The organism is Profundibacter sp. (genome assembly GCF_056498605.1).
The window spans coordinates 14,330-34,721 of record NZ_JBSMEZ010000161.1 but is presented as its reverse complement, the minus strand read 5'-3'; the positions used below and the strand labels follow the sequence as shown (position 1 = coordinate 34,721).

Annotated in this window: 16 protein-coding genes; 8 read left to right on the top strand and 8 right to left on the bottom strand. The window is 55.0% G+C overall.

Annotation, left to right across the window (positions count from 1 at the left end; genetic code table 11):
• Nucleotides 1-164: 164 nt before the first annotated feature.
• The 3 genes from mutT to ACWB12_RS16180 are packed head-to-tail and all read right to left on the bottom strand — an operon-like array spanning nucleotide 165 to nucleotide 2,646.
• Nucleotides 165-563 carry an 8-oxo-dGTP diphosphatase MutT gene (mutT, locus tag ACWB12_RS16190; RefSeq protein ID WP_479531134.1) on the bottom strand — a complete coding sequence of 133 codons (399 nt, stop codon included), beginning with the start codon at nucleotides 561-563 and terminating at the stop codon, nucleotides 165-167.
• Nucleotides 560-1,786, bottom strand: coding sequence for a bifunctional glutamate N-acetyltransferase/amino-acid acetyltransferase ArgJ (gene argJ, locus ACWB12_RS16185; protein ID WP_479531133.1), 1,227 nt, complete (start codon nucleotides 1,784-1,786; stop codon nucleotides 560-562). Before argJ ends, mutT begins: the two co-directional genes overlap by 4 nt.
• Nucleotides 1,787-1,797: 11 nt before the next feature.
• A complete protein-coding gene (locus ACWB12_RS16180) occupies nucleotides 1,798-2,646 on the bottom strand; it encodes a peptidylprolyl isomerase (RefSeq protein WP_479531132.1) in 849 nt (282 codons plus the stop codon).
• A 186-nt stretch (nucleotides 2,647-2,832) separates the two neighbouring features.
• Between ACWB12_RS16180 and secA the strand changes: the two genes are divergently transcribed.
• The 3 genes from secA to ACWB12_RS16165 all read left to right on the top strand — a co-directional run bounded on the left by secA (nucleotide 2,833) and on the right by ACWB12_RS16165 (nucleotide 8,342).
• Nucleotides 2,833-5,517, top strand: coding sequence for a preprotein translocase subunit SecA (gene secA, locus ACWB12_RS16175; RefSeq protein ID WP_479531131.1), 2,685 nt, complete (start codon nucleotides 2,833-2,835; stop codon nucleotides 5,515-5,517).
• A gap of 240 nt (nucleotides 5,518-5,757) precedes the next feature.
• Nucleotides 5,758-6,753, top strand: coding sequence for a translocase (locus tag ACWB12_RS16170; RefSeq protein WP_479531130.1), 996 nt, complete (start codon nucleotides 5,758-5,760; stop codon nucleotides 6,751-6,753).
• 29 nt (nucleotides 6,754-6,782) lie between these two features.
• A complete protein-coding gene (locus tag ACWB12_RS16165; protein ID WP_479531129.1) occupies nucleotides 6,783-8,342 on the top strand; it encodes a substrate-binding domain-containing protein in 1,560 nt (519 codons plus the stop codon).
• Between the two features lie 7 nt (nucleotides 8,343-8,349).
• Here the strand turns inward: ACWB12_RS16165 and radC are convergent, their stop codons facing one another.
• The 4 genes from radC to ACWB12_RS16145 all read right to left on the bottom strand — a co-directional run bounded on the left by radC (nucleotide 8,350) and on the right by ACWB12_RS16145 (nucleotide 14,013).
• Nucleotides 8,350-9,108, bottom strand: a complete 759-nt coding sequence (gene radC, locus ACWB12_RS16160; RefSeq protein WP_479531128.1) for a RadC family protein — start codon at nucleotides 9,106-9,108, stop codon at nucleotides 8,350-8,352.
• Nucleotides 9,109-9,163: 55 nt separating this feature from the next.
• Nucleotides 9,164-10,297 carry a molecular chaperone DnaJ gene (gene dnaJ, locus ACWB12_RS16155; RefSeq protein ID WP_479531127.1) on the bottom strand — a complete coding sequence of 378 codons (1,134 nt, stop codon included), beginning with the start codon at nucleotides 10,295-10,297 and terminating at the stop codon, nucleotides 9,164-9,166.
• 71 nt (nucleotides 10,298-10,368) lie between these two features.
• On the bottom strand, nucleotides 10,369-12,288 hold the full coding sequence (dnaK, locus tag ACWB12_RS16150; protein ID WP_479531126.1) for a molecular chaperone DnaK: 1,920 nt from the start codon (nucleotides 12,286-12,288) through the stop codon (nucleotides 10,369-10,371).
• A gap of 240 nt (nucleotides 12,289-12,528) precedes the next feature.
• A complete protein-coding gene (locus ACWB12_RS16145) occupies nucleotides 12,529-14,013 on the bottom strand; it encodes a calcium-binding protein (RefSeq protein ID WP_479531125.1) in 1,485 nt (494 codons plus the stop codon).
• Nucleotides 14,014-14,203: 190 nt separating this feature from the next.
• Between ACWB12_RS16145 and ACWB12_RS16140 the strand changes: the two genes are divergently transcribed.
• Genes ACWB12_RS16140 through ACWB12_RS16120 form a run of 5 tightly spaced genes read left to right on the top strand, consistent with a single transcriptional unit; the run spans nucleotide 14,204 to nucleotide 19,677 of the window.
• A complete protein-coding gene (locus ACWB12_RS16140) occupies nucleotides 14,204-15,211 on the top strand; it encodes a glycosyltransferase (protein ID WP_479531124.1) in 1,008 nt (335 codons plus the stop codon).
• The gene (locus ACWB12_RS16135; RefSeq protein ID WP_479531123.1) at nucleotides 15,208-16,083 is read left to right on the top strand and encodes a sulfotransferase family protein; all 876 of its coding nucleotides are present in this window, start codon (nucleotides 15,208-15,210) and stop codon (nucleotides 16,081-16,083) included. Before ACWB12_RS16140 ends, ACWB12_RS16135 begins: the two co-directional genes overlap by 4 nt.
• Nucleotides 16,080-17,195 carry a glycosyltransferase family 4 protein gene (locus ACWB12_RS16130; RefSeq protein WP_479531122.1) on the top strand — a complete coding sequence of 372 codons (1,116 nt, stop codon included), beginning with the start codon at nucleotides 16,080-16,082 and terminating at the stop codon, nucleotides 17,193-17,195. The genes ACWB12_RS16135 and ACWB12_RS16130 overlap by 4 nt, the downstream gene beginning before the upstream one ends.
• Complete coding sequence (locus ACWB12_RS16125; protein ID WP_479531121.1) at nucleotides 17,192-18,451, top strand: hypothetical protein; 1,260 nt, start codon at nucleotides 17,192-17,194, stop codon at nucleotides 18,449-18,451. The genes ACWB12_RS16130 and ACWB12_RS16125 overlap by 4 nt, the downstream gene beginning before the upstream one ends.
• Nucleotides 18,436-19,677, top strand: a complete 1,242-nt coding sequence (locus ACWB12_RS16120; protein ID WP_479531120.1) for a lipopolysaccharide biosynthesis protein — start codon at nucleotides 18,436-18,438, stop codon at nucleotides 19,675-19,677. The genes ACWB12_RS16125 and ACWB12_RS16120 overlap by 16 nt, the downstream gene beginning before the upstream one ends.
• On the opposite strand, the gene ACWB12_RS16115 is transcribed toward ACWB12_RS16120, so the two are convergent.
• Nucleotides 19,674-20,342 carry a sugar transferase gene (locus ACWB12_RS16115; protein WP_479531119.1) on the bottom strand — a complete coding sequence of 223 codons (669 nt, stop codon included), beginning with the start codon at nucleotides 20,340-20,342 and terminating at the stop codon, nucleotides 19,674-19,676. The two genes, ACWB12_RS16120 and ACWB12_RS16115, sit on opposite strands and share 4 nt — an antisense overlap.
• Nucleotides 20,343-20,392: the final 50 nt, after the last annotated feature.

The window sequence follows — 20,392 nt, the reverse complement described above, 5'->3', positions numbered from 1 at the left end:
CTTCCAAAAGATAAAGGAATTCAAAAGGATAGCATTACGTGCATGTAAAACTGACGATAGTTTTAAGGCCATGATTTCAATCGTCGCAACCGTCATTCATTTGCGGTAAACGTCAACAGGCCCTAGTTTACAATTTGTTTCAATTTTTGAAACAGTGGCCATTTTTATAACCAATCACGCAAAACAGGGATCAGCGGGATGTCGGCAGGGGGCATCGGATAATTACGCAGGTCGCGCACATGCACCCATTTCAGGGTCTGGCCCTCTTTCGGATGCGGCGTTCCCTCCCATTTTCGGCAGGCGAACAAGGGCATCAGCAGGTGAAAATCATCGTAACTGTGGCTGGCGAAACTTAGCGGGGCAAGGCAGCTGGACCATGTGTTAATGCCCAGTTCTTCCTCTAATTCGCGGATCAGGGCGATTTCCGGTGTTTCGCCCGGCTCTACTTTGCCGCCGGGAAATTCCCACAGACCCGCCATTGATTTACCTTCGGGGCGCTGGGCCAGCAAAATCCGCCCGTCACGGTCAATCAGGGCAACAGCAGAAACCAGCAGCGTTTTCACGACCGATAATCCGCGTTGATTTCGATGTAGCCGTGGGTCAGATCACAGGTCCAGACAGTGGCTTCTCCATCGCCAATGCCCAAATCAACTGCAATCAGCACCTCGTCACCCTTCATGTGCTTGGCGGCCGCATCCTCGCTGTAATCTGGCGAAACCCAGCCTTTTTCAGCAATCACAACATCGCCAAACCGGATCGACAGTAAATCGCGATCAGCCTTGGCGCCGGATTTACCCACCGCCATCACCACACGGCCCCAGTTCGGGTCTTCGCCGGCAATGGCAGTTTTCACCAGCGGCGAATTGGCAATCGACATGCCGATTTTATGCGCATCGGCGTCTGTTTCAGCACCAGTTATGCGCACCTCGACAAATTTGGTCGCACCTTCGCCGTCTTTGACAACCTGATGCGCCAGATCACGCATGACGTCGTGTAGGGCGTCATAGAACGGCCCGTGTGCCTTGGTAACCTCGGCAGCGCTTGATGTGCCTGTTGCCGCCAGCAGCAGGGTGTCTGAAGTGGACGTGTCGCTGTCCACGGTGATGCAGTTGAAGGTTTTATCCGTCAGTGTGGCCAGCATGTCCTGCAATAACGGCTGGGTGATTTTGGCGTCGGTAAAGATGTAAACCAGCATCGTCGCCATATCGGGCGCGATCATGCCTGATCCTTTGGCGATGCCCGCGATGTTAATCACGCCGCTGTCGGTTTCGAGTTGCGCCGATGCGCCTTTGGAAAAGGTATCTGTCGTTCTGATGGCATCGGCGGCATCGGCAATGCGATTGGATGACAGGCCGTCTTTTAATTCGGCCAGCTTTGCGGTGATACGCTCATGGACCAATGCCTCGCCAATCACGCCGGTTGACGATGAATAAACACGGTTCTGCGGCACATCCAGCATTCGCGCTACGGCATTGGTGATAGACGCGACGGCCTCTTGCCCGTTTTTACCGGTAAAAGCGTTGGCGTTACCGGAATTGACGATAATCGCCGCCCCGCCATCCGTCGCGGCCCCCAGTTTCGCCTGACAATCCAGCACAGGGGCGGCCCGTGTTGCGGATTTAGTAAACACACCTGCGATTGCAGTTCCAGCGCATAAATGCGCCAGCATCACATCCGTGCGCCCGCTATAACGCACGCCAGCCTCGACAGTCGCAAACGCGACACCGTCGATGACAGGTAGATCTGGAAACCCGTCTTTTGGCGCCAGAGGTGAGACATGTGCCACTGTATTGCCCTTTAGTTTTCAAGCAAACCGATATTGCTAAGCATAGAGGCGTCAATGCTATCTTCTTCTGCCCGTGTGATCGTGGCCGCATCGGTCAAGGCGGTGATAGCATCTTCAACCGCTTTTTGCTGGATTTCTGCTTCCAGCTCCTCCCGAACGGAATCAATGCTGGGCGCGTCTTGTAGGCGGGTTTCATTCAGGATTAGGATGTGCCAGCCGAATTGGGTTTGAACAGGGTCTGAAACATCGCCTGTTTTCATTGAAATCACCGCATCCTCGAACGGTTTCACCATCATGCCCAGACCAAACCAGCCCAACTCGCCTCCGTTGGCACCGGATGGACCGGTTGATTTTTCCTTGGCCAGGTCGGCAAAAATTGCGCCCTCATCCAGCATTTTGCGGACTTCTTTGGCTTCGTCTTCGGTTTCGACCAGAATATGAGAGGCATTGTATTCGGTGCTTGGCTCTGCATCGGCAAAGCGGGCGTCATATGCAGCCTGAATCGCTTCATCGGTGATGGCATCGGCAATTTTGGCATCCAGGGCATCACCTGCCCGCATTGTGCGTAATTCATTTTCGATAGAAAGGGTGATGACGCGGGATTGTTCGCCCTCAAGCGATTGTGAAAGAACGGTTTGCTGGATCAGCTGCTCTAAAATGCCCTCAAACAACACTTCGTCAGGCAGGGATTGGTACTGTTCGGGCAGCCCTGTTTTGGTTGCGATCATGTGGCCAACTGTAATGTCCACCCCATTCACAGTAGCAACAACGGTATCAGCGGTGGTTTCACCGCCCCACGCAGGAATGGCCAATCCTGTCACCAGAGCCGCAGTTAGCCAGAAATTATTGCGTTTTAACATCTATTTGTCCTCAGATCGGGTCACGCGGGCGCGTAACATTGACACTACCTATACAGCTGCTTACATCGCCAAAGGGTCTTGGCGATAGCTTGGCCTTTTCTTCCTGATTGTTTTAGGGCTGTCGGGAGAGGGGGGCAAGGGAATGTCGCACACGATTTTGTAAGTTGACCATCAGGCGGAGAGAACATGCTAGGTATCGGAACAATAGCCAAGAAAGTCTTTGGCACCCCGAACGATCGTAAAATCAAAGCGACGGTGCCGCTGGTCGATAAGATAAACGCGCTTGAGCCCGAGTTTGTGAAACTCTCGGATGAAGAAATCAAACAGAAGACCGAAGAACTTGCAGCACGTGCGAAGAAGGGTGAAAGCCTGGATGATCTGCTGCCCGAAGCCTTCGCCAATGTGCGCGAAGCAGCCCACCGTGCGCTGGGCCTGCGGGCGTTTGACACCCAGTTGATGGGCGGCATTTTCCTGCATCAAGGCAACATCGCCGAAATGAAAACTGGCGAGGGTAAAACCCTTGTGGCAACCCTGCCTGCCTATCTGAATGCACTAACCGGCAAGGGCGTGCATATCGTCACGGTGAACGACTATCTGGCCAAACGCGATGCTGAATGGATGGGCAAGGTTTATACTGCACTGGGTATGACCACCGGTGTGGTTTACCCGAACATGCCCGAAGACGAAAAGAAAGCAGCCTACGCTGCCGACATTACCCACACCACCAACAACGAGCTGGGCTTTGATTACCTGCGCGATAACATGCGGTCCGAATTGTCCGAAATGGCGCAGCGCGGGCATAACTTTGCGATTGTCGACGAGGTGGATTCGATCCTGATCGACGATGCCCGCACGCCGCTGATTATTTCCGGCCCCGCACAGGACCGGTCCGAGCTGTATATCACCATTGATAAACTGATCCCGAACCTGACGGATGAGCATTTCGAGCTGGACGAGAAAACCAAAAACGTGACCTACACCGAAGAGGGCAACGATTTTATCGAACAAACCCTGCGGGATGCGGGCATCTTGCCGCCAGAGCAATCGCTGTATGATCCCGAAAGCACCACAATCGTGCACCACGTCAATCAGGGCCTAAAGGCGCATAAACTATTCCTGAAAGACAAGGATTACATCGTTCGTGATGGCGAAGTGATGTTGATCGACGAATTTACCGGTCGGATGATGGCAGGTCGGCGTTTGTCCGACGGCCTGCATCAGGCAATCGAGGCCAAAGAGGGTGTGAACATTCAGGCCGAAAACGTGACACTGGCCTCGGTGACATTCCAGAACTATTTCCGCCTGTATGACAAACTGGCCGGCATGACCGGCACCGCGGCGACGGAAGCCGAAGAATTCGCCGAAATCTATGGGCTGGGTGTGGTCGAAGTGCCGACAAACCGCCCGATTGCCCGCGAAGACGAGCACGATCAGGTTTACCGCACCACCCGCGAGAAATTTGAAGGTGTGGTTAAGGCGATTGAAGAGGCACACGCCAAGGGCCAACCGCTGCTGGTCGGTACCACCTCGATTGAAAAATCCGAGGCGCTGTCTGAGATGTTGAAAGCTGCGGGCGTTAAACATAACGTGCTGAACGCGCGTCATCACGAACAAGAAGCGAAAATTATCGCCGATGCGGGCAAATTCGGTGCGGTGACCATTGCCACTAACATGGCGGGCCGCGGCACAGATATTCAGCTGGGTGGTAACGTTGATATGGTGTTCAACGAGGCGCTAGAGGCCGATCCAGAGGCCAACCCGGAAGAGTTGCGTACCAAAATCGTGGCAGAGCATGCCGATGACAAAGCCAAGGTTATTGCGGCGGGGGGCCTGTATGTTCTGGCCACAGAACGTCACGAAAGCCGCAGGATTGATAACCAGTTACGTGGCCGTTCGGGTCGCCAAGGTGACCCGGGCCGTTCATCGTTCTTTTTGTCACTCGAAGATGATCTGATGCGGATTTTCGGCTCCGAGAAGTTGGATGCGGTGCTGACCAAACTGGGCATGAAGGATGGCGAGGCTATCGTTCATCCGTGGGTCAATAAATCGCTGGAAAAAGCGCAGGCCAAGGTTGAAGGCCGCAACTTTGACATTCGTAAACAGCTGTTGAAATTTGATGACGTGATGAATGACCAGCGCAAGGTGATATTCTCGCAGCGGCGTGAAATCATGGAAGCCGAAGACCTGTCCGAAATCATACAGGACATGCGCCATCAGGTTGTCGAAGACCTAGTTGAAGAATTCATTCCGCCCAAAACCTATGCCGACCAGTGGAATACCGAAGGGCTGTATGCCTCGGTGATTGAACGGATGGGCATGGATGTGCCGGTAATGACATGGGCCGAAGAAGAGGGTGTTGATGACGAAGCCATCACCGAGCGTTTGTGTGATGCGTCGGACGAAATGATGGCAGCGAAGGCTGCGCAATTCGGTCCTGAAACTATGCGCAACATTGAAAAACAGATATTGCTGCAAACGATTGACGGGAAATGGCGTGATCATTTGCTGACGCTAGAACATCTGCGTTCTGTCGTGGGTTTTCGAGGCTATGCCCAGCGTGACCCGCTGAACGAATATAAGACAGAATCGTTCCAGATGTTTGAAAGCCTGCTGGATTCATTGCGCGAGGAAGTGACGCAAAAACTGTCGCAAATCCGGCCCCTTTCCGAGGAAGAACAAGAGACAATGATGCAGCAAATGCTGGCGCAGCAACAGGGGCTTTCGCCCTCAGCAGCAGGGGCACCAGCCGCAAGTGCGGCCGACGGGTTTGATGAAAATGACGAAACCACATGGGGTAATCCGGGGCGCAATGACAGCTGCCCCTGTGGCTCTGGCAAAAAGTTCAAGCATTGCCACGGTCGGCTGGTTTAGAGCGTCCGATTCGCGGCGCGAAAATTTTGCGGTTTCGATTGTGGCAAGATAATGGCGCATATTTCGTGGTAAAGCCTTTGTGCCACCGCTAGATATAGCTTTTCTGACAAACCCCATTCCATATCTGGATGGCTGTGACTGTGCCGCCTCACCAAAATCTTATCTATTTTCACCATGTGGAATTGGCAAGTTTGCGCGCATAATAGGCGCTGGGTGGGAGCATTGGTAATGGAGGCAACCATGCTCAATAAGAAGAGCTATAAGACAGCGGCGGCAACACTTATTATTGCCGCAACCGCAGGATTTGTGATGCAAAACGGTGATGCCCTAGCGGCCCGTTTTGCAAAGGCGGATTCACCCCGACCACAAGCGCAGCCTGATCAAAGCGTTCAGCTTGCTGCGGCGGAAATTGTGGATGAGAGCGGATCAATCCCGCCAGTAATCGCACAGATCCCAGCGGATACATCCGGCCTTGCCGATCGCGTCAACAGTACCGAGCAAAACTATGTTTTACCCAATCTGGCTGCGGATCAACCGCTCAGCCCGCTTGGATTGGCCTGTGATGTGGCGCTTACAGCGACCAAAACAGCGGGCGCAATGGTGACGCTTGATTTCAAGGCACCATGTCGCGCGAATGAAATCGTGACGGTCAATCACGAGGGTTTGACCTTCACCGCTGTAACATCCGACATTGGTTATTTTACATCCGTTGTGCCTGCAATGGCCATGACGGCATCGTTTGAATTTGAGCTGCAGGACGGCGAGACCATTTCAGCCACTGCAAATGTGCCGGAAGTATCCGATTACGACAGGGTTGCCGTGCAATGGGTTGGTGATAGCGGCCTTAGAATTCATGCTCTTGAGCTGGGGGCGAACTATGGTGAAAACGGCCATGTCTGGGCCGAGGCCCCGCAATCGGTTGCAAAGGCGTTGCAAGCGCGTGGCGGGTATATGACTGAACTTGGTAATATCGATTTTCCCGCAGCAAGACACGCCGAAATTTACAGCTTTCCGAGCGGCCAGATTCATAAATCAGGTGTGGTTCGCCTAAGTGTCGAGGCCGAAGTAACCGCCAACACTTGCGACAAGGAAATCACGGCACAAGCGCTGCAAAGCGGGGTTGATGGTGGAGTTTCCATCGTTGATTTGACGCTATCAATGCCCGCCTGTGATGCTATTGGTGATTTTCTGGTGTTGAATAATCTTCTCAGAGACTTAAAGATCGCACAGAATTAATAACTGACGCGACAATCTCGGGATGACCAATGAGAATTCTTCGTGCGGCGGTCCTCGCCGCACTTTTCATATTAGGACTGCTTGTGCCAACATTGGCCCAAGATGTGACGCTAACCTCGCGCGATGGCAAGGTTTCGGTCAATGGAACGCTGTTATCTTTTGATGGTGAATTTTACCGGATTGAATCGATATACGGCGCGTTGACGCTGGATGGCACTGGTGTGACCTGCGCGGGCGTGGGCTGTCCAAATCTAGAAACCTATATTGCCGAATTTTCAATCGCCGGAGCGCGGCCAATGGGCGAGGTGCTGCTGCCAGCCTTGGTCGAGATGTTCGCCGATCAAAGCGGCATGCAGGTGCGCCGGATTGTGCGCGATGATACGCATTACACCTATGTTCTGCGCCTGGGTGACACCGGCAAAGATGTTGCGCGAATTTCCTTTCAGATTTCCAATACCGATGATGGCTTTGCTGCGATGTTAGCAGGCGATGCAGACATGGTTCTGGCCATGCGCGAGATTAGCGCGCGCGAGGTTCAGGCCGCGCAAAAGGCCGGGTTGGGCGATATGAAACACGCCGCCCGCAGCCGGATTGTTGCGCTGGACGGATTGGTGCCGGTTGTGGCTAAGAACAACCCTGTCACGGCGGTTTCAGTGACGGATCTGGCGCGAATCTATTCTGGTGAAATGACCAATTGGCAGGATATTGGGGGGCCGGATGCGCCAATCTATTTGCATTTGCCCGCGCCGGAATCCGGATTGTCGCGGCGATTCTCATCAGATGTCATGCAGGTTGCGAGCCTTGATGTGGCCACGGTAGCTGTTCGTCATGCTTCTGCCACCGCTGTGGTTGATGCAGTTGCAAATGATCCTTTTGCCATCGGGATCACTCGGTTTTCCGAGATCGGAAATGCAAAGATGCTGGCGCTAAGGGGGGCGTGCGGTATGGCGTTTAGCGCGACGCCAGAGTCCCTGAAATCTGACGACTACCCCCTGACCGCGCCCTTATTCATCTACACACCGGCGCGTCGCTTGCCAAAAACCGCGCGGGAATTTCTGACATTCCTACGGTCGCCAGCCGCGCAACGGGTGGTGCGGCATGTCGGATTTGTTGATCAGGATGTGAGCGAGATCGGCATTGGAGAGCAGGGCAAGCGGTTTGCCAATGCGATAGCGTCAGCAGGCGTAGAAACCCAGCTGGAAGAATTGCAGCGAATGGTTGACGTGCTGCGCCCCGCGTCGCGTTTGACCATTACGTTCCGGTTCAATACGGGGTCATCGTCGCTGGATGCACAATCGCGCTCTAACGTGGTTTTGTTGGCGCGGCTGCTAGAGGCGGGCACCTATGACGGGCGCGAATTGATGTTTGTCGGGTTCAGTGACGGGGATGGCGACGCGGGTGTGAACCTTAATATTGCCAAACGACGCGCATCGGTGGTGCGCGCAGCGGTGACCAAGGTCGCGACCACATTGAAACCAGCGCAAATGTCGTTGAGCATCAAAGCCTTTGGCGAGGCGTTGCCGATGGCGTGCGATGACACCGAATGGGGACGACAGGTGAACCGGCGGGTTGAGGTGTGGGTGAAGTAGCGTAAGGCTACAGATACCCTTCGCTGCGAAAGCTAAGTTCGCGGGATTTTCCGATGATCAGGTGGTCGTGCAGCGTCAGGCCCAATGCCGATGCCGCATCCTGTATCTGGTTGGTCATGGTGATGTCTGCATCTGACGGGGTCGGGTCGCCGGACGGGTGATTGTGCACCAATAGTAGCGCCGAGGCGTTCAGTTCCAGCGCCCGTTTCACCACTTCGCGCGGGTAGACCGGCACATGGTCGATGGTGCCTTTGGCCTGTTCTTCGTCGGCGATCAGCACATTTTTGCGATCCAGATACAGCACGCGGAACTGTTCTGTTTCGCGGTGCGCCATTGTGGTGTGGCAATAATCCAGCACCGCATCCCAGCCGGACAATATATGGCGCAGCATCACGCGGGCGCGGGCCAGACGGTGTGCTGCGGCCTCGACAATCTTTAGCTCCAGCACCACGGCATCGCCCACCCCTTTGATTTCGCATAGCCGTTCACTCGGGGCTGAAATGACGCGGTTAAAATCGCCGAATTGGTCCAACAATCGCCATGCCAATGGTTTCACATCACGGCGCGGGATGGCGCGGAACAGGACCAGTTCCAGCATTTCGTAATCGGGTATTGCGGTGGCGCCGCCTTCAAGGAACCGCGTGCGCAGGCGTTTGCGGTGATCACGGATATAGGAGGGTTGCGGTGTGGATTTGGGCACCACAGCCACATCCGCCCCATCAAACAGGGGCAGCGGCATTTCAGAGAATTGGTTTTGCGTGGCCATAGGGGCTACGCTCGCCTGATATGGTGAATATTTGGTTAACCCAAATTATCCGAGCCTAGCTCTTCATCCCGTCCCAAAAGGTTTTCACCTTTGAGAAGAAGTTGGAACCGTTAGGATTGTTATCTGCCGCCACGTCTTCAAACTCGCGCATGATTTCTTTTTGGCGCGTGGTCAGATTGACGGGTGTTTCCACCGCCAGCTCGATAAACATATCACCGGTGCCATTACCACGAAGCGCAGGCATACCTTTGGAGCGCAGGCGCATCTGTCGACCAGACTGCGAGCCGGCAGGCACTTTGACACGGCTGCGGCCACCATCGATGGTGGGCACTTCGATATCACCCCCCAATGCGGCGTTTCCGATACTGACGGGAACTTGGCAATACAGGTTCACACCGTCGCGCTGGAACAAGGCGTGTTCGTTCACCTCGATAAAGATATATAGGTCACCGGCGGGTCCACCACGCAGTCCGGCCTCGCCTTCGCCCGCCAGACGGATACGGGTGCCGGTTTCGACGCCAACGGGGATGTTGACGGAAAGCGAGCGTTCCTTTTCAGTGCGGCCAGCGCCACTACAGGCCTTGCAGGGGTTGTTGATCATCTGGCCCGCGCCCTGACAGGTGGGGCAGGTGCGTTCAACGGTAAAGAAACCCTGTTGCGCACGGACCTTGCCCATGCCCGAACAGGTGGGGCAGGTGACAGGCTCGGCCCCGCTTTCGGCGCCGGTGCCGGAACATTCCGAACAGGCAATCGAGGTTGGCACGCTGATGGTTTTCTGGATGCCTGAAAACGCCTCTTCCAGTGACACGCGCAAGTTATAGCGCAGATCGGAACCGCGCGTGGCGCGTGGGCGTCCGCCGCCACGTTGGCCGCCCATGAAATCACCGAACAGATCGTCAAATACGTCTGAAAATGCCGAGGCAAAGTCGCCTTGGCCCGGATGTCCACCGCGTGGTCCACCACCTTCAAAGGCTGCATGCCCAAAGCGGTCATAGGCGGCACGTTTTTCAGCGTCTTTCAGAATTTCGTGCGCTTCATTTACTTCTTTGAACTGCTCTTCGGCCTTCGGATTGTCGGAATTGCGATCCGGGTGCAGTTCTTTGGCCTTCTTGCGATAGGCTTTCTTGATCTCATCCGCAGAGGCGGTCCTCTGGATGCTCAACAATTCGTAATAATCGAGCTTTGACATTATGTTTCCCTCTGGGAACGCGAAGGCCGACCCGACATATTATCAGGTCGGCCTATGGCGTGGTTATCGCCTTATGCGCGTTTGTCGTCGTCCAAATCTTCGAAATCGGCATCGACAATATCGTCATCAACACCCGAAATATCTTCTTCGGGGTTGGCTTCGGTTTCTTCACCGGCTTCTTCCTGTGCGGCCTTATAGATGGCTTCGCCCAGTTTCATTGCGGCTTCGGTGACGTTCTGGATGCCGGATTTAATTTTTCCGGCGTCTTCTGTTTCCAGTTGGTCGTTTAGTGCAACAATGGCCAGCTCGATCGCTTCGATGGTAGTCGGGTCCACCTTGTCTTTGTGCTCTTCCATCGCCTTTTCAGTCGAATGGATCAGGCTCTCGGCTTGGTTCTTGGCCTCAATCAGCTCTTTGCGCTCTTTATCGGATTCGGCGTTTTCTTCCGCCTCTTTGACCATATCCTCGACCTCATCATCCGATAGGCCGCCCGAGGCTTGGATGGTGATCACCTGTTCCTTGCCAGTGCCTTTGTCTTTGGCGCTGACCGATACGATGCCGTTGGCGTCAATATCAAAGGTAACCTCGATCTGCGGCAAACCACGCGGCGCTGGTGGAATATCCTCCAGATTGAACTGACCCAGAATTTTGTTGTCCGCCGCCATTTCACGTTCGCCCTGGAACACGCGGATGGTTACGGCGTTCTGGTTATCTTCGGCGGTTGAAAACACTTGCGATTTCTTGGTCGGGATCGTGGTATTGCGGTCGATCAGGCGGGTGAAGACGCCGCCCAATGTCTCGATGCCCAGCGACAATGGCGTTACATCCAGCAAAACCACGTCTTTAACGTCGCCTTGCAGAACACCGGCCTGAATGGCAGCACCCATGGCAACCACCTCGTCAGGGTTCACACCCTTGTGCGGCTCTTTGCCAAAGAACTTGCTGACTTCCTCAACCACTTTGGGCATCCGTGTCATACCACCAACCAGAACGATCTCGTCGATGTCGCCGGTGGAAATACCCGCATCTTTCAGCGCTTCTTTACAGGGTTTCAACGACGCCTTGATCAGATCGCCAACCAAGCTTTCCAGCTTGGCGCGGGTCAGTTTCATCACCATGTGCAGCGGTTGCCCACCGTTCGGGTCCATGCTGATAAACGGCTGGTTGATTTCGGTCTGTGTGGCCGAAGACAGTTCGATCTTGGCTTTCTCGGCGGCTTCTTTCAGCCGTTGCAGCGCCATTTTGTCCTTGGACAGATCAACGCCGGTTTCTTTTTTGAATTCGTCCGACAGATATTTAACAATCTTCATGTCGAAATCTTCACCACCAAGGAACGTATCCCCGTTGGTGGACTTCACTTCAAACAACCCGTCGTCAATTTCCAGAATTGTCACATCGAATGTGCCGCCACCAAGGTCATAAACCGCAATGGTCTGGGTATCTTTTTTGTCCAGACCATAGGCAAGTGCAGCCGCTGTTGGTTCGTTGATAATACGCAGCACTTCCAGCCCTGCGATTTTGCCAGCATCTTTGGTGGCTTGGCGTTGGGCGTCGTTGAAATAGGCAGGCACGGTGATCACGGCTTGTGTCACTTCCTCGCCCAAATAGCTTTCGGCGGTTTCCTTCATTTTGCCAAGGATAAATGCGGAAATCTGGCTGGGGCTGTACTTCTCGCCATTTGCTTCGACCCATGCGTCGCCATTGCCACCATCAACGATGGAATATGACACATGCTTTTGGTATTTCTTGATTGCGGGGTCATCTGCGCGACGACCAATCAGGCGCTTAACAGCAAAGATGGTGTTGTCGGCGTTGGTGACAGCCTGACGTTTGGCGGGCTGGCCAACCAGACGTTCGTTATCAGTAAACGCAACGATTGACGGTGTTGTGCGCGCCCCTTCGGCGTTTTCAATAACCCGCGGTTGCGAGCCGTCCATGATGGAGACACAAGAGTTTGTGGTCCCCAGATCGATTCCAATGACTTTAGCCATGTTCATATCCTTTTCTTAGGCGATGTTGTGGTGCGTGACCCTAATGAGGCATCCACGCGCCGATCCCAATTTCTACCGGGGCACCGCCCCGATCATGCTTCACGGGGTATATAAGGAGGGGGTATGCGCCCTGCAAGACGCAGAGGGGGCTATTAATAGAGTTTGAGCGAGAAAAGTTGATTCAATTCCAATATTTAGCGCTGTTTCATGTCGGGAAGCGGGCGGAAAACCATTTTACCGCTAGAATACGAAATCATCAGCGGTCAAATCCGCGATCTGTAATATGCCGCTGTCTGCTTCAATATGAAACCGGTCATCCCCGATTGTAATCAGCACACCCCAGGGCTTCTGGGTGAATTCTAGCTGCTCGATGGAATAGAGCATGGCGAAATCAGTCAGGTCAATTTTGTCGATCCCGTCCTCGAAATCCATCACGCTGTCCATGCGACGGTCCTGACGGAACACGAAAATATCCGCACCACTTTCCCCCCACATTATATCAACTCCGGCACCATCAATGATCCTGTCGTCGCCAGCTCCGCCAAATAGGGTGTCGTTGCCGTCAAATCCGACGATCACATCATCATTTACGGTGCCGTGGATTACGTCGTGGGTATCGCTACCGACGATCTGGTCGCCCAGCGCGCCCAGATCAACAGTAAACTGTGTTACGCCCACCTCGGACCCTGCTACAAATACCTGTAGTTCAGTGCCCACAACCGTTGCCGCGATTGCGGTGATATTTGTCAGGGTGGTATCCAGTTGATCCGCCAATGTCATTAGGTGGTGCAGCTGCCCGTCGGCGGTGATTTCAAACATCGAAATGCCGTCATCCGACCCACCAGCAAAAAGATAGGTGTGCTGCCCGACGGTGACAGTTTCCAACGCGGTTACACCGGCAAAGCGGGTCGACAGATCATCCAGCAGATGATCCTTCATAAACAGACCACCCCATTGATTGACCTGAATGACCGACAAAGTGCCACTGCCGGACCCCGCAACAATCAGATACAGCCGCCCGCCAATTTCGGTGGTTTCCAACGCGGTTGGCGCGTCGATAAACAGCCCGTTTCCGGGGTCCAGCGTGCCGCGCTCGCGCACGTTCCCCCATTTCCCCATCCAATAGGCGGTCACCCCGTCTTCGGCGGCGGACGCAACAAAGAAAAAGCTGCGAGTGTGGAAATTGGCGCTGGCCATGGCCTCGACCGTGCTGATGTGGGCGCGGTTGTTATCATCAAAATGACGACGGTATTGCAGGGACAGATCATCACGCACCCGAAAGGTGCTGAACCCGTCAACCCCTGCCTGACTGGAAACCATAAAGGTTTTGCCGTCCAGCTGAATGATCTCGGTGTTGCTGAAATGGCCGATCTGGTCTGACGGGGCCCATAGCGCCTTGATTGAACCAAAGCTGCCGTCATTATCCATCCGGTGAATTGCCAGCCGGTTATCGTATGTTCCGGATGGCAGCAGCACATCCTGTCCGGCAACGGTGGCCAAGGTAATTTCCTCGATCCCGAATGTGCCGGTGTTATAAGCATATGTCAGTTCGGATAACAGACTGGCGCTGGCCCCGTCCTGAAGGGTCCATGCGGTGATGCCGCTGGTGACTTCGGATGCGATGTACAGAACGGGATTAGCCCCGCCCCGAATTTCAAGATCAGTGATTCCGGTCAACATTTCGCCGGGCAGCGTATGTGTCGCTGTATGAGTTATCTGCACCATGTTACCCCCTAGGCCGATATTTACGGGGTAATTTCTGGCAGGGCGATATGGAAGTATAAGAGCGACAACGTGTCAGAACTACGGAAATTCGCGCGGATTTGAATCACTCTTTTCGTGAAACCCACCTGATGCTGGCGTGACGCGCGGATTTGTTCATTAGGGATAAACCAAGTTTCCCGACACTCGCCGAATGACACAAGAATCACCTGACCCTGAAATGCGCGATGCGGTTGTCGTTCTGCCTGTGCTGAACGAGGCTGGATATATCGTGGATGCGGTGAACGATCTGCGTGGCGGCAATGCAGACGTGTTGATCTGGGTGATGGATGGCGGCAGCACGGATGGTACTATTGATCTGGTGCGCGTAATGGCGGTAAAGGATGCGCAGCTACACCTGTTTGATAATCCGGGCGGCGGTCAAAGCCATGCAATGAACTTGGCGGCGCAAATGGCGGCTGATGCCGGTTACCGGATCGTGGTGCGGGCAGATGCGCATTGCCGCTATCCGGCGGAATTTGTGCAAGGGATGATCGGGCGACTGACTAAAAAAGCGGCGGATAGCGTGACGGTGCCACTGATTGCGACGCAGGTTGCCTATACTCGGTGGCAATTGGCCAACGGCGAATTGCAGCGCAGCTGGCTGGGCAATGGTGGCGCACGGCATCGGCAGTTGGGCCGATCCGGCTGGGTCGATCACGGCCACCATGCGGCCTTTCTGGTGGACCGGTTTTTGGCGGTTGGCGGCTATGACATTAATTTACGCGCCTGCGAGGATGTTGATTACGACCACCGCCAACAAATTGCAGGTGGGCGGATATGGTTTGCCGCAAACTGGCCGGTGGTTTACATGCCTCGCGCCAATCCGCGTGCAACATGGCAGCAAATGTTGCGCAACGGGCGGGCGCGGATGCAGGTTGCCGTTAAACATCGCAGGCGTCTGAATCGGCGACAATTACTGCCCGTTGTCGCATTGGCAGGCCTGATTGGGGCGCCTTTGGGTCTGATTTGGTGGCCCGTTGCCTTGCCCGCCATGTGCTATCTGGCGCTTGTAATGGTTCTGGCCCTGCGTATTGGGCGCAAAGGAGGGGTTGCCCACAGTATGCGGATTGCGGTCTTGGCCGTGACCTCCCATGCGGGGTTTGGCGCAGGCGTGTTGCGTGGGCTTTTGGGCCGTATGAAACGGGGGGCACCCATATGACGCGCCCAAACCTGTTTTTAATGGCCTCCCCGCGGTCGGGATCGACCCAATTGGCCCAATGGCTAAATTCCCACCCTGACATCACTTTAAGCGCCATCAAAGAGCCGAACCATTTTTCGGCTGATGAATTTGACCCTGTTTATGTTGCTACCAGCCATCTGAATGATATTGATCCAGCGACATATGTGCGCAAACGGCACCAAAAACCGGCGCAATTTGCCGTGTTTCGCAATCGCGCTGATTACGAGGCGTTGTTTGAACCGATGCGCACCTCGTGGCGGATGGAGGCATCGACCAGTTATCTGTCCTGCCCTGATGCGCCCGCCTTGATCCATGAGTATGCCCCAAACGCCCGCCTGATCATCCTTACACGCAATCCGTTGCAACGGGCGTTGTCGCATTACAGGTTGGCATGCCGCACGGGGCGGGTTCAGACGTCCTTGCCTGAAACACTTAAGGCAGAGCTGACTGGAGAAACCCCGCTGGCCGCCCGTTTCCTGTTGCGCCCGTCCCGCACAAATGAGGGAATAAGACGGATAAAGGCGCTCTTTGCGCCAGAACAGTGCTTGTTTTTGCAATTTGAAACGATGATCCAAAACCCTGATGCCGTGCTTTCCCAACTGGCAAACTGGCTCGATATTGATTCCAACCGTTTTGATACAAACGTTGAGGCGCGCAACGCAGGTGTGCTGCCCCGTTTTGCACGGTTGAACGCAATCCTTGAAAAATCCGGTGCCAAAACCGCGTTGCGCCGCACATTGCCCGCATTCGCAAAACCCGCCTTGAAACGGCTGTGGTTTGATCGTAATCGCCAGATCATTATTCCGGCCAGTGATGTCCAAGCCCTGTCAACTGCATTGGAAACACCATGAAAGTGCTGATTGCCCATGCGGACCTACGCGCAAATGGGGGTGCCGAATCCTACGCGCTCGCGATCAGGGACCGGTTGCTTGCTGCGGGGCATACGGTAGGGCTGCTGGATATCACCGGCCACACCCCGCCCGACGTTCCGCATTCCGACCCTGCCTTGTTCCGGCTGGGCCGGATGGCAGGGCTTAGGCGGCTCACCTTGTGGAAATACGCGCTGGTCTGCCGTGTTTTGCCGCGCATTGCGGCTTATTATGACTATACGGTCCTTAGTTTCGGCGAAGGGCCGGAAGTGTCCTGCCCATCCCTGCATATTCGCCACGCACCGGCAGTGTTTTCCAGCCATCCGGAGCTGTTGGCGGTTCTGGGCGCCCGAAAACTCACCATACAGCTGCGCCGTCTTTACGCGTGGGTTTGTCGGCATGTTGCCGGTGTGAAACCTGCAAACCCTGTGCCCGCCAGAACTGTTGCAAACACGAAATGGACCGCCACACAGGCTCTAACGCACTGTAATATTGCCACTCCAGTGGTGCTATACCCAAAGGTTGCGCCCGCAAGCCACGCGCCCGTAAACATTCGGCGCGAGCCATACCATATGGTGGCAATTGGCCGGATCGTGCCAAATAAACGGCTGGAAGATGCCATCAACGTTCTGGATCAATTGATCGCCCGCGGGCTGCCTGCAACGCTCCAGATTATCGGGCGCGCCGATAGCGCCTATGCCACACGTTTCCTGCGCCAACACCAGAACCACCTGGGGTTAATCCTGAACCCGAATGCAGGTCATGCGATCCTGACGCAAGCGCTGGCGCAAGCGCGGGTGGGGATACATCCGTATCGGTCCGAACATTTTGGCATCGCGGTGGCCGAAATGATATGCGCCGGTGTGGTACCGCTGGTGCATAACAGCGGTGGTGTTTGCGAACTGGTGCAAGACCCTGAATTGCGCTTTTGCGATACCGCCGATTTGGCCGATAAGGCCATGCGCCTGATGCAATTCCCAACCGCAGATTGCGAGGCGTTATCCAGCCGTTTGCAAAGCACGGATGCTTTGCAACAGGCCCTGAATTTTGACGCCTATCTTGACCAAATTATCCAAACCGAGCTTGCCGCATGAAACGTTATCGCGCTGAACAAACCCTGTTGCCGCTATGGGCAATTGCCGCCGGTCTGGCGTTGTGGATGCCTGCTGTCGGGGTGCCGGTCTGGGTATTGCCGATGCAGCCAATGGATATCGTTGTGCTGGCAGGCTTGCCGTTGCTGGCCGCGTTTGTGCGGGCGTTATCACGCGCAGCCCCACGGGTTTTACTGCCCTGCGCGGCCTCAATTGCGTTGTCCTGGGTTGCGATGGGCGGGCAGGTTCTGGTTCTGGGATGGACCGTGCTTTTCGCCCTGCCTTTTGTGGCGTTGATGACACTGACGTTGCAGGCCCCGCTGGCGCGCCGCCTGTTTTTGCGCAGCTTTCTGATAGGCGGCGCACTTTCGGCGGCATTTTTCCTACTCCAGATAACTTTTGGGGCCGAGGGACTGGATTGGCGCAGCAATTTGGCCTTTCGTTTGCCACCGCAATACGGACGCGCCTTTGCCCTGTTTCCAGAAGTGTCAACATTTGCCACCCATGCGGCCATCACCTGCGGCATGGCACTCGCCTTGATACTGCATCGGCAAAGCCTCCCCAGACATCGCCACCGTGCAGTCATGCTGCTGGCGATATTAGGGCTAACGCTGTTGTTTTCCCGTTCAACAACTGTGCTTGTTCTGGTGCCTTTGCTGGGGGTAACAGCGCTGTCGTTAACCACGCGCCTGACGATGAATACACTATTGCTTAGTCTGATTTTAATCGCGGTCCTTAGCCTGTTCATGACGTATTTTCTGCAAACTTTTTATGCGGACCGTCTGGCAACAGATTCGGCAGGCCGGTCCATGTCGATGCGGTTGGCATCCATGCTGGGCGGCCTTTCTCCGCTGATTAGCGGTGAAATGTTTGGTGTCGGCATTGGTGAAAACAGTCAGGTCTCGCGACGGGCCTATGATGCGGCACAGGCGTTTGGGTTGCGGTTTGGCAAACTGCCCGACGGGGTGAATTCGCAAATTATCGGACGGATATTCGAGGAAGGCTGGGCAGCCGTTGTTCAAATGGCGGTGGCGGTCTGGATGTTGATGCGCAGCCGAATATCGTGCCGCGCTAGCCCCGAAATGGCGGCGCTGTTCGTGCTGGCAATGGGCAGCTTTCTGTCGGCATTGATGATTTCCGGCTATCGCGGAATTTATACCAACTGGTTCTGGCTGGCAGCCGCTGCTGCTTGGGCGCCTGCCATGGCACGACATTATGCCGGATCAGGAAAACGGAGGGTCGCATGGGTCGCGCCGTAGTTGTTTCCGCCTTGGGCTGGCGCGGGGCGGGTGCCGCTATGTGGCTGCTTTATTGCTGGGTGTTAACCCGCATTCTGGATGCCCGTGCCTTGGGTGAAGTGCTGTATGTGTTGGTCTTTTCCGGCGTTATCGCGGCGCTGATCAGTGCGGGATGGGGGCAGATCATGCTGCGCGACGGCGCGCGATTTATGCAGGCGGGCCAGACTGATCGAATGGCCGCACTGGTCGCTGATGCTGTGTGGGGCTGTGGCAGGCGAATAGCGATTATGGTGGTCGGGTTATGTGTGGCCTATTTGGCCGGAATACTGCCCACGCCTGTTAGTACGGGGTGGGTGGTGGCCATAACATGCGTCACTGCCGCAATATTGGCGCTTATCCTGATCTATTCCGCTGCGCATCGTGCCTGTGGCCATATGGTAAAGGCATTGGCGGGGCAGGGTGTAATGCGGGCCGCGCTACCGTTGTTTCTGAGTCTTATATTGGCTCTAATACAGCCTGTTTCGACGATGTCGGCCTTGTTGATCCACCTCGTATCACTGTGTTTCATTCTGGTCTGGTTGCTGCGGGATTTACCGCGTGGTCAGGCAGCCGGCACACACATGACGCAAAACCGACAGTCCTTGCGTGATCTTAGTCTGGGGCAGGCGGGTTTTACGCTGTTGATGCATATGGATGTGCTGGTTTTGGGATGGGTCATTGGGCCAACCGAGGCGGGAATATACCTGATTGTTCGTCGGATATCCGGTTTGCTGGGGTTGGTATTTGACGCCTTGCGCAATGCGGTCGGGCCCAGCCTGTCTGTTGCATTCCACCATCAATGCGTTCTGGAAACGGCTGCAAAGGTGAACAGGTTATTTTTGCTAATAGGCGGGACGGCGGCAGCGGTGCTTGTTGTCGCTTCCAACTTTGTTTTGCCGCTGTTTGGGGCAGGGCAGGCAACAGAGGTGTTTGACTGGCTCTTATTAGGGGGCATATCACCGGCGCTGTTCGGGGCGGCGGGGTTGTTGATGTCGATGGGCGGGCTGGAACGGATGCGCCTTTGGCATATAGCAAGCCTGTTACCAGTCAGTGCAATTGTTCTGGTTTGGGCCAGCACATTCGGGATTGCCGATTTGGCAATGGCCAGCGCGATGTTGCATTGGGCGTTGGGGGCAAGCGGCGCTATCGCCTTGCATGCTCAATTCGGCATTCGGCCAGGCGTCTTATCTCTTGGTCAGTTGCGCTAAATACCGGTCCGGCGCAGTACCACCCCGACCGTGCGCCATAAAATGGTCAGGTCTGTGCGCAACGATGTCTTTAGCAAATACCCGACATCCATCCGCACCCTGTCAGAGTAGCTGGCGCTATTGCGACCAGTGATCTGCCACACGCCGGTAATCCCGGGGCGCATCATCATATAGGCCCATTCATATCCGGCGTATTGTACCAGTTCTTTTTGAGGCACGGGTCGTGGCCCAACCAGACTCATCTCGCCGCGTAGAACGTTCCACAGTTGAGGCAGTTCATCCAGACTGGTTTTGCGCAAAATCTGCCCGATGCGGGTGATCCTTGGATCATCTTTCAGCTTATAACTTTCGGCCCATTCTTTGGCCGCCTTGGGATGCATCACCAGATGCGCCGCCAGATGGGCCTCGGCATCGGGGATCATTGTTCTAATTTTCCAACAGCGAAACTGGCTGCCGTCCTTGCCAACCCGCAGGTGGCCAAACAATCCGGAACCACCATCCAGCCGGACCAGAACGCACAACCCCGCAACCAGCGGCAACACCAAAGGTGACAACAGGATAATCCCGATAATATCCAACCATCTTTTTGCCCCGTCACGGTAATATTCTGCCTGCGCCATGCGCTGTTTGGCAGCAGTGTTTTCGTCAAATACTTGATGTCGCATGAAACCGGCCTTCTGAAACTACGTGCCCAGAAAACTGCAGGATAGTTAAG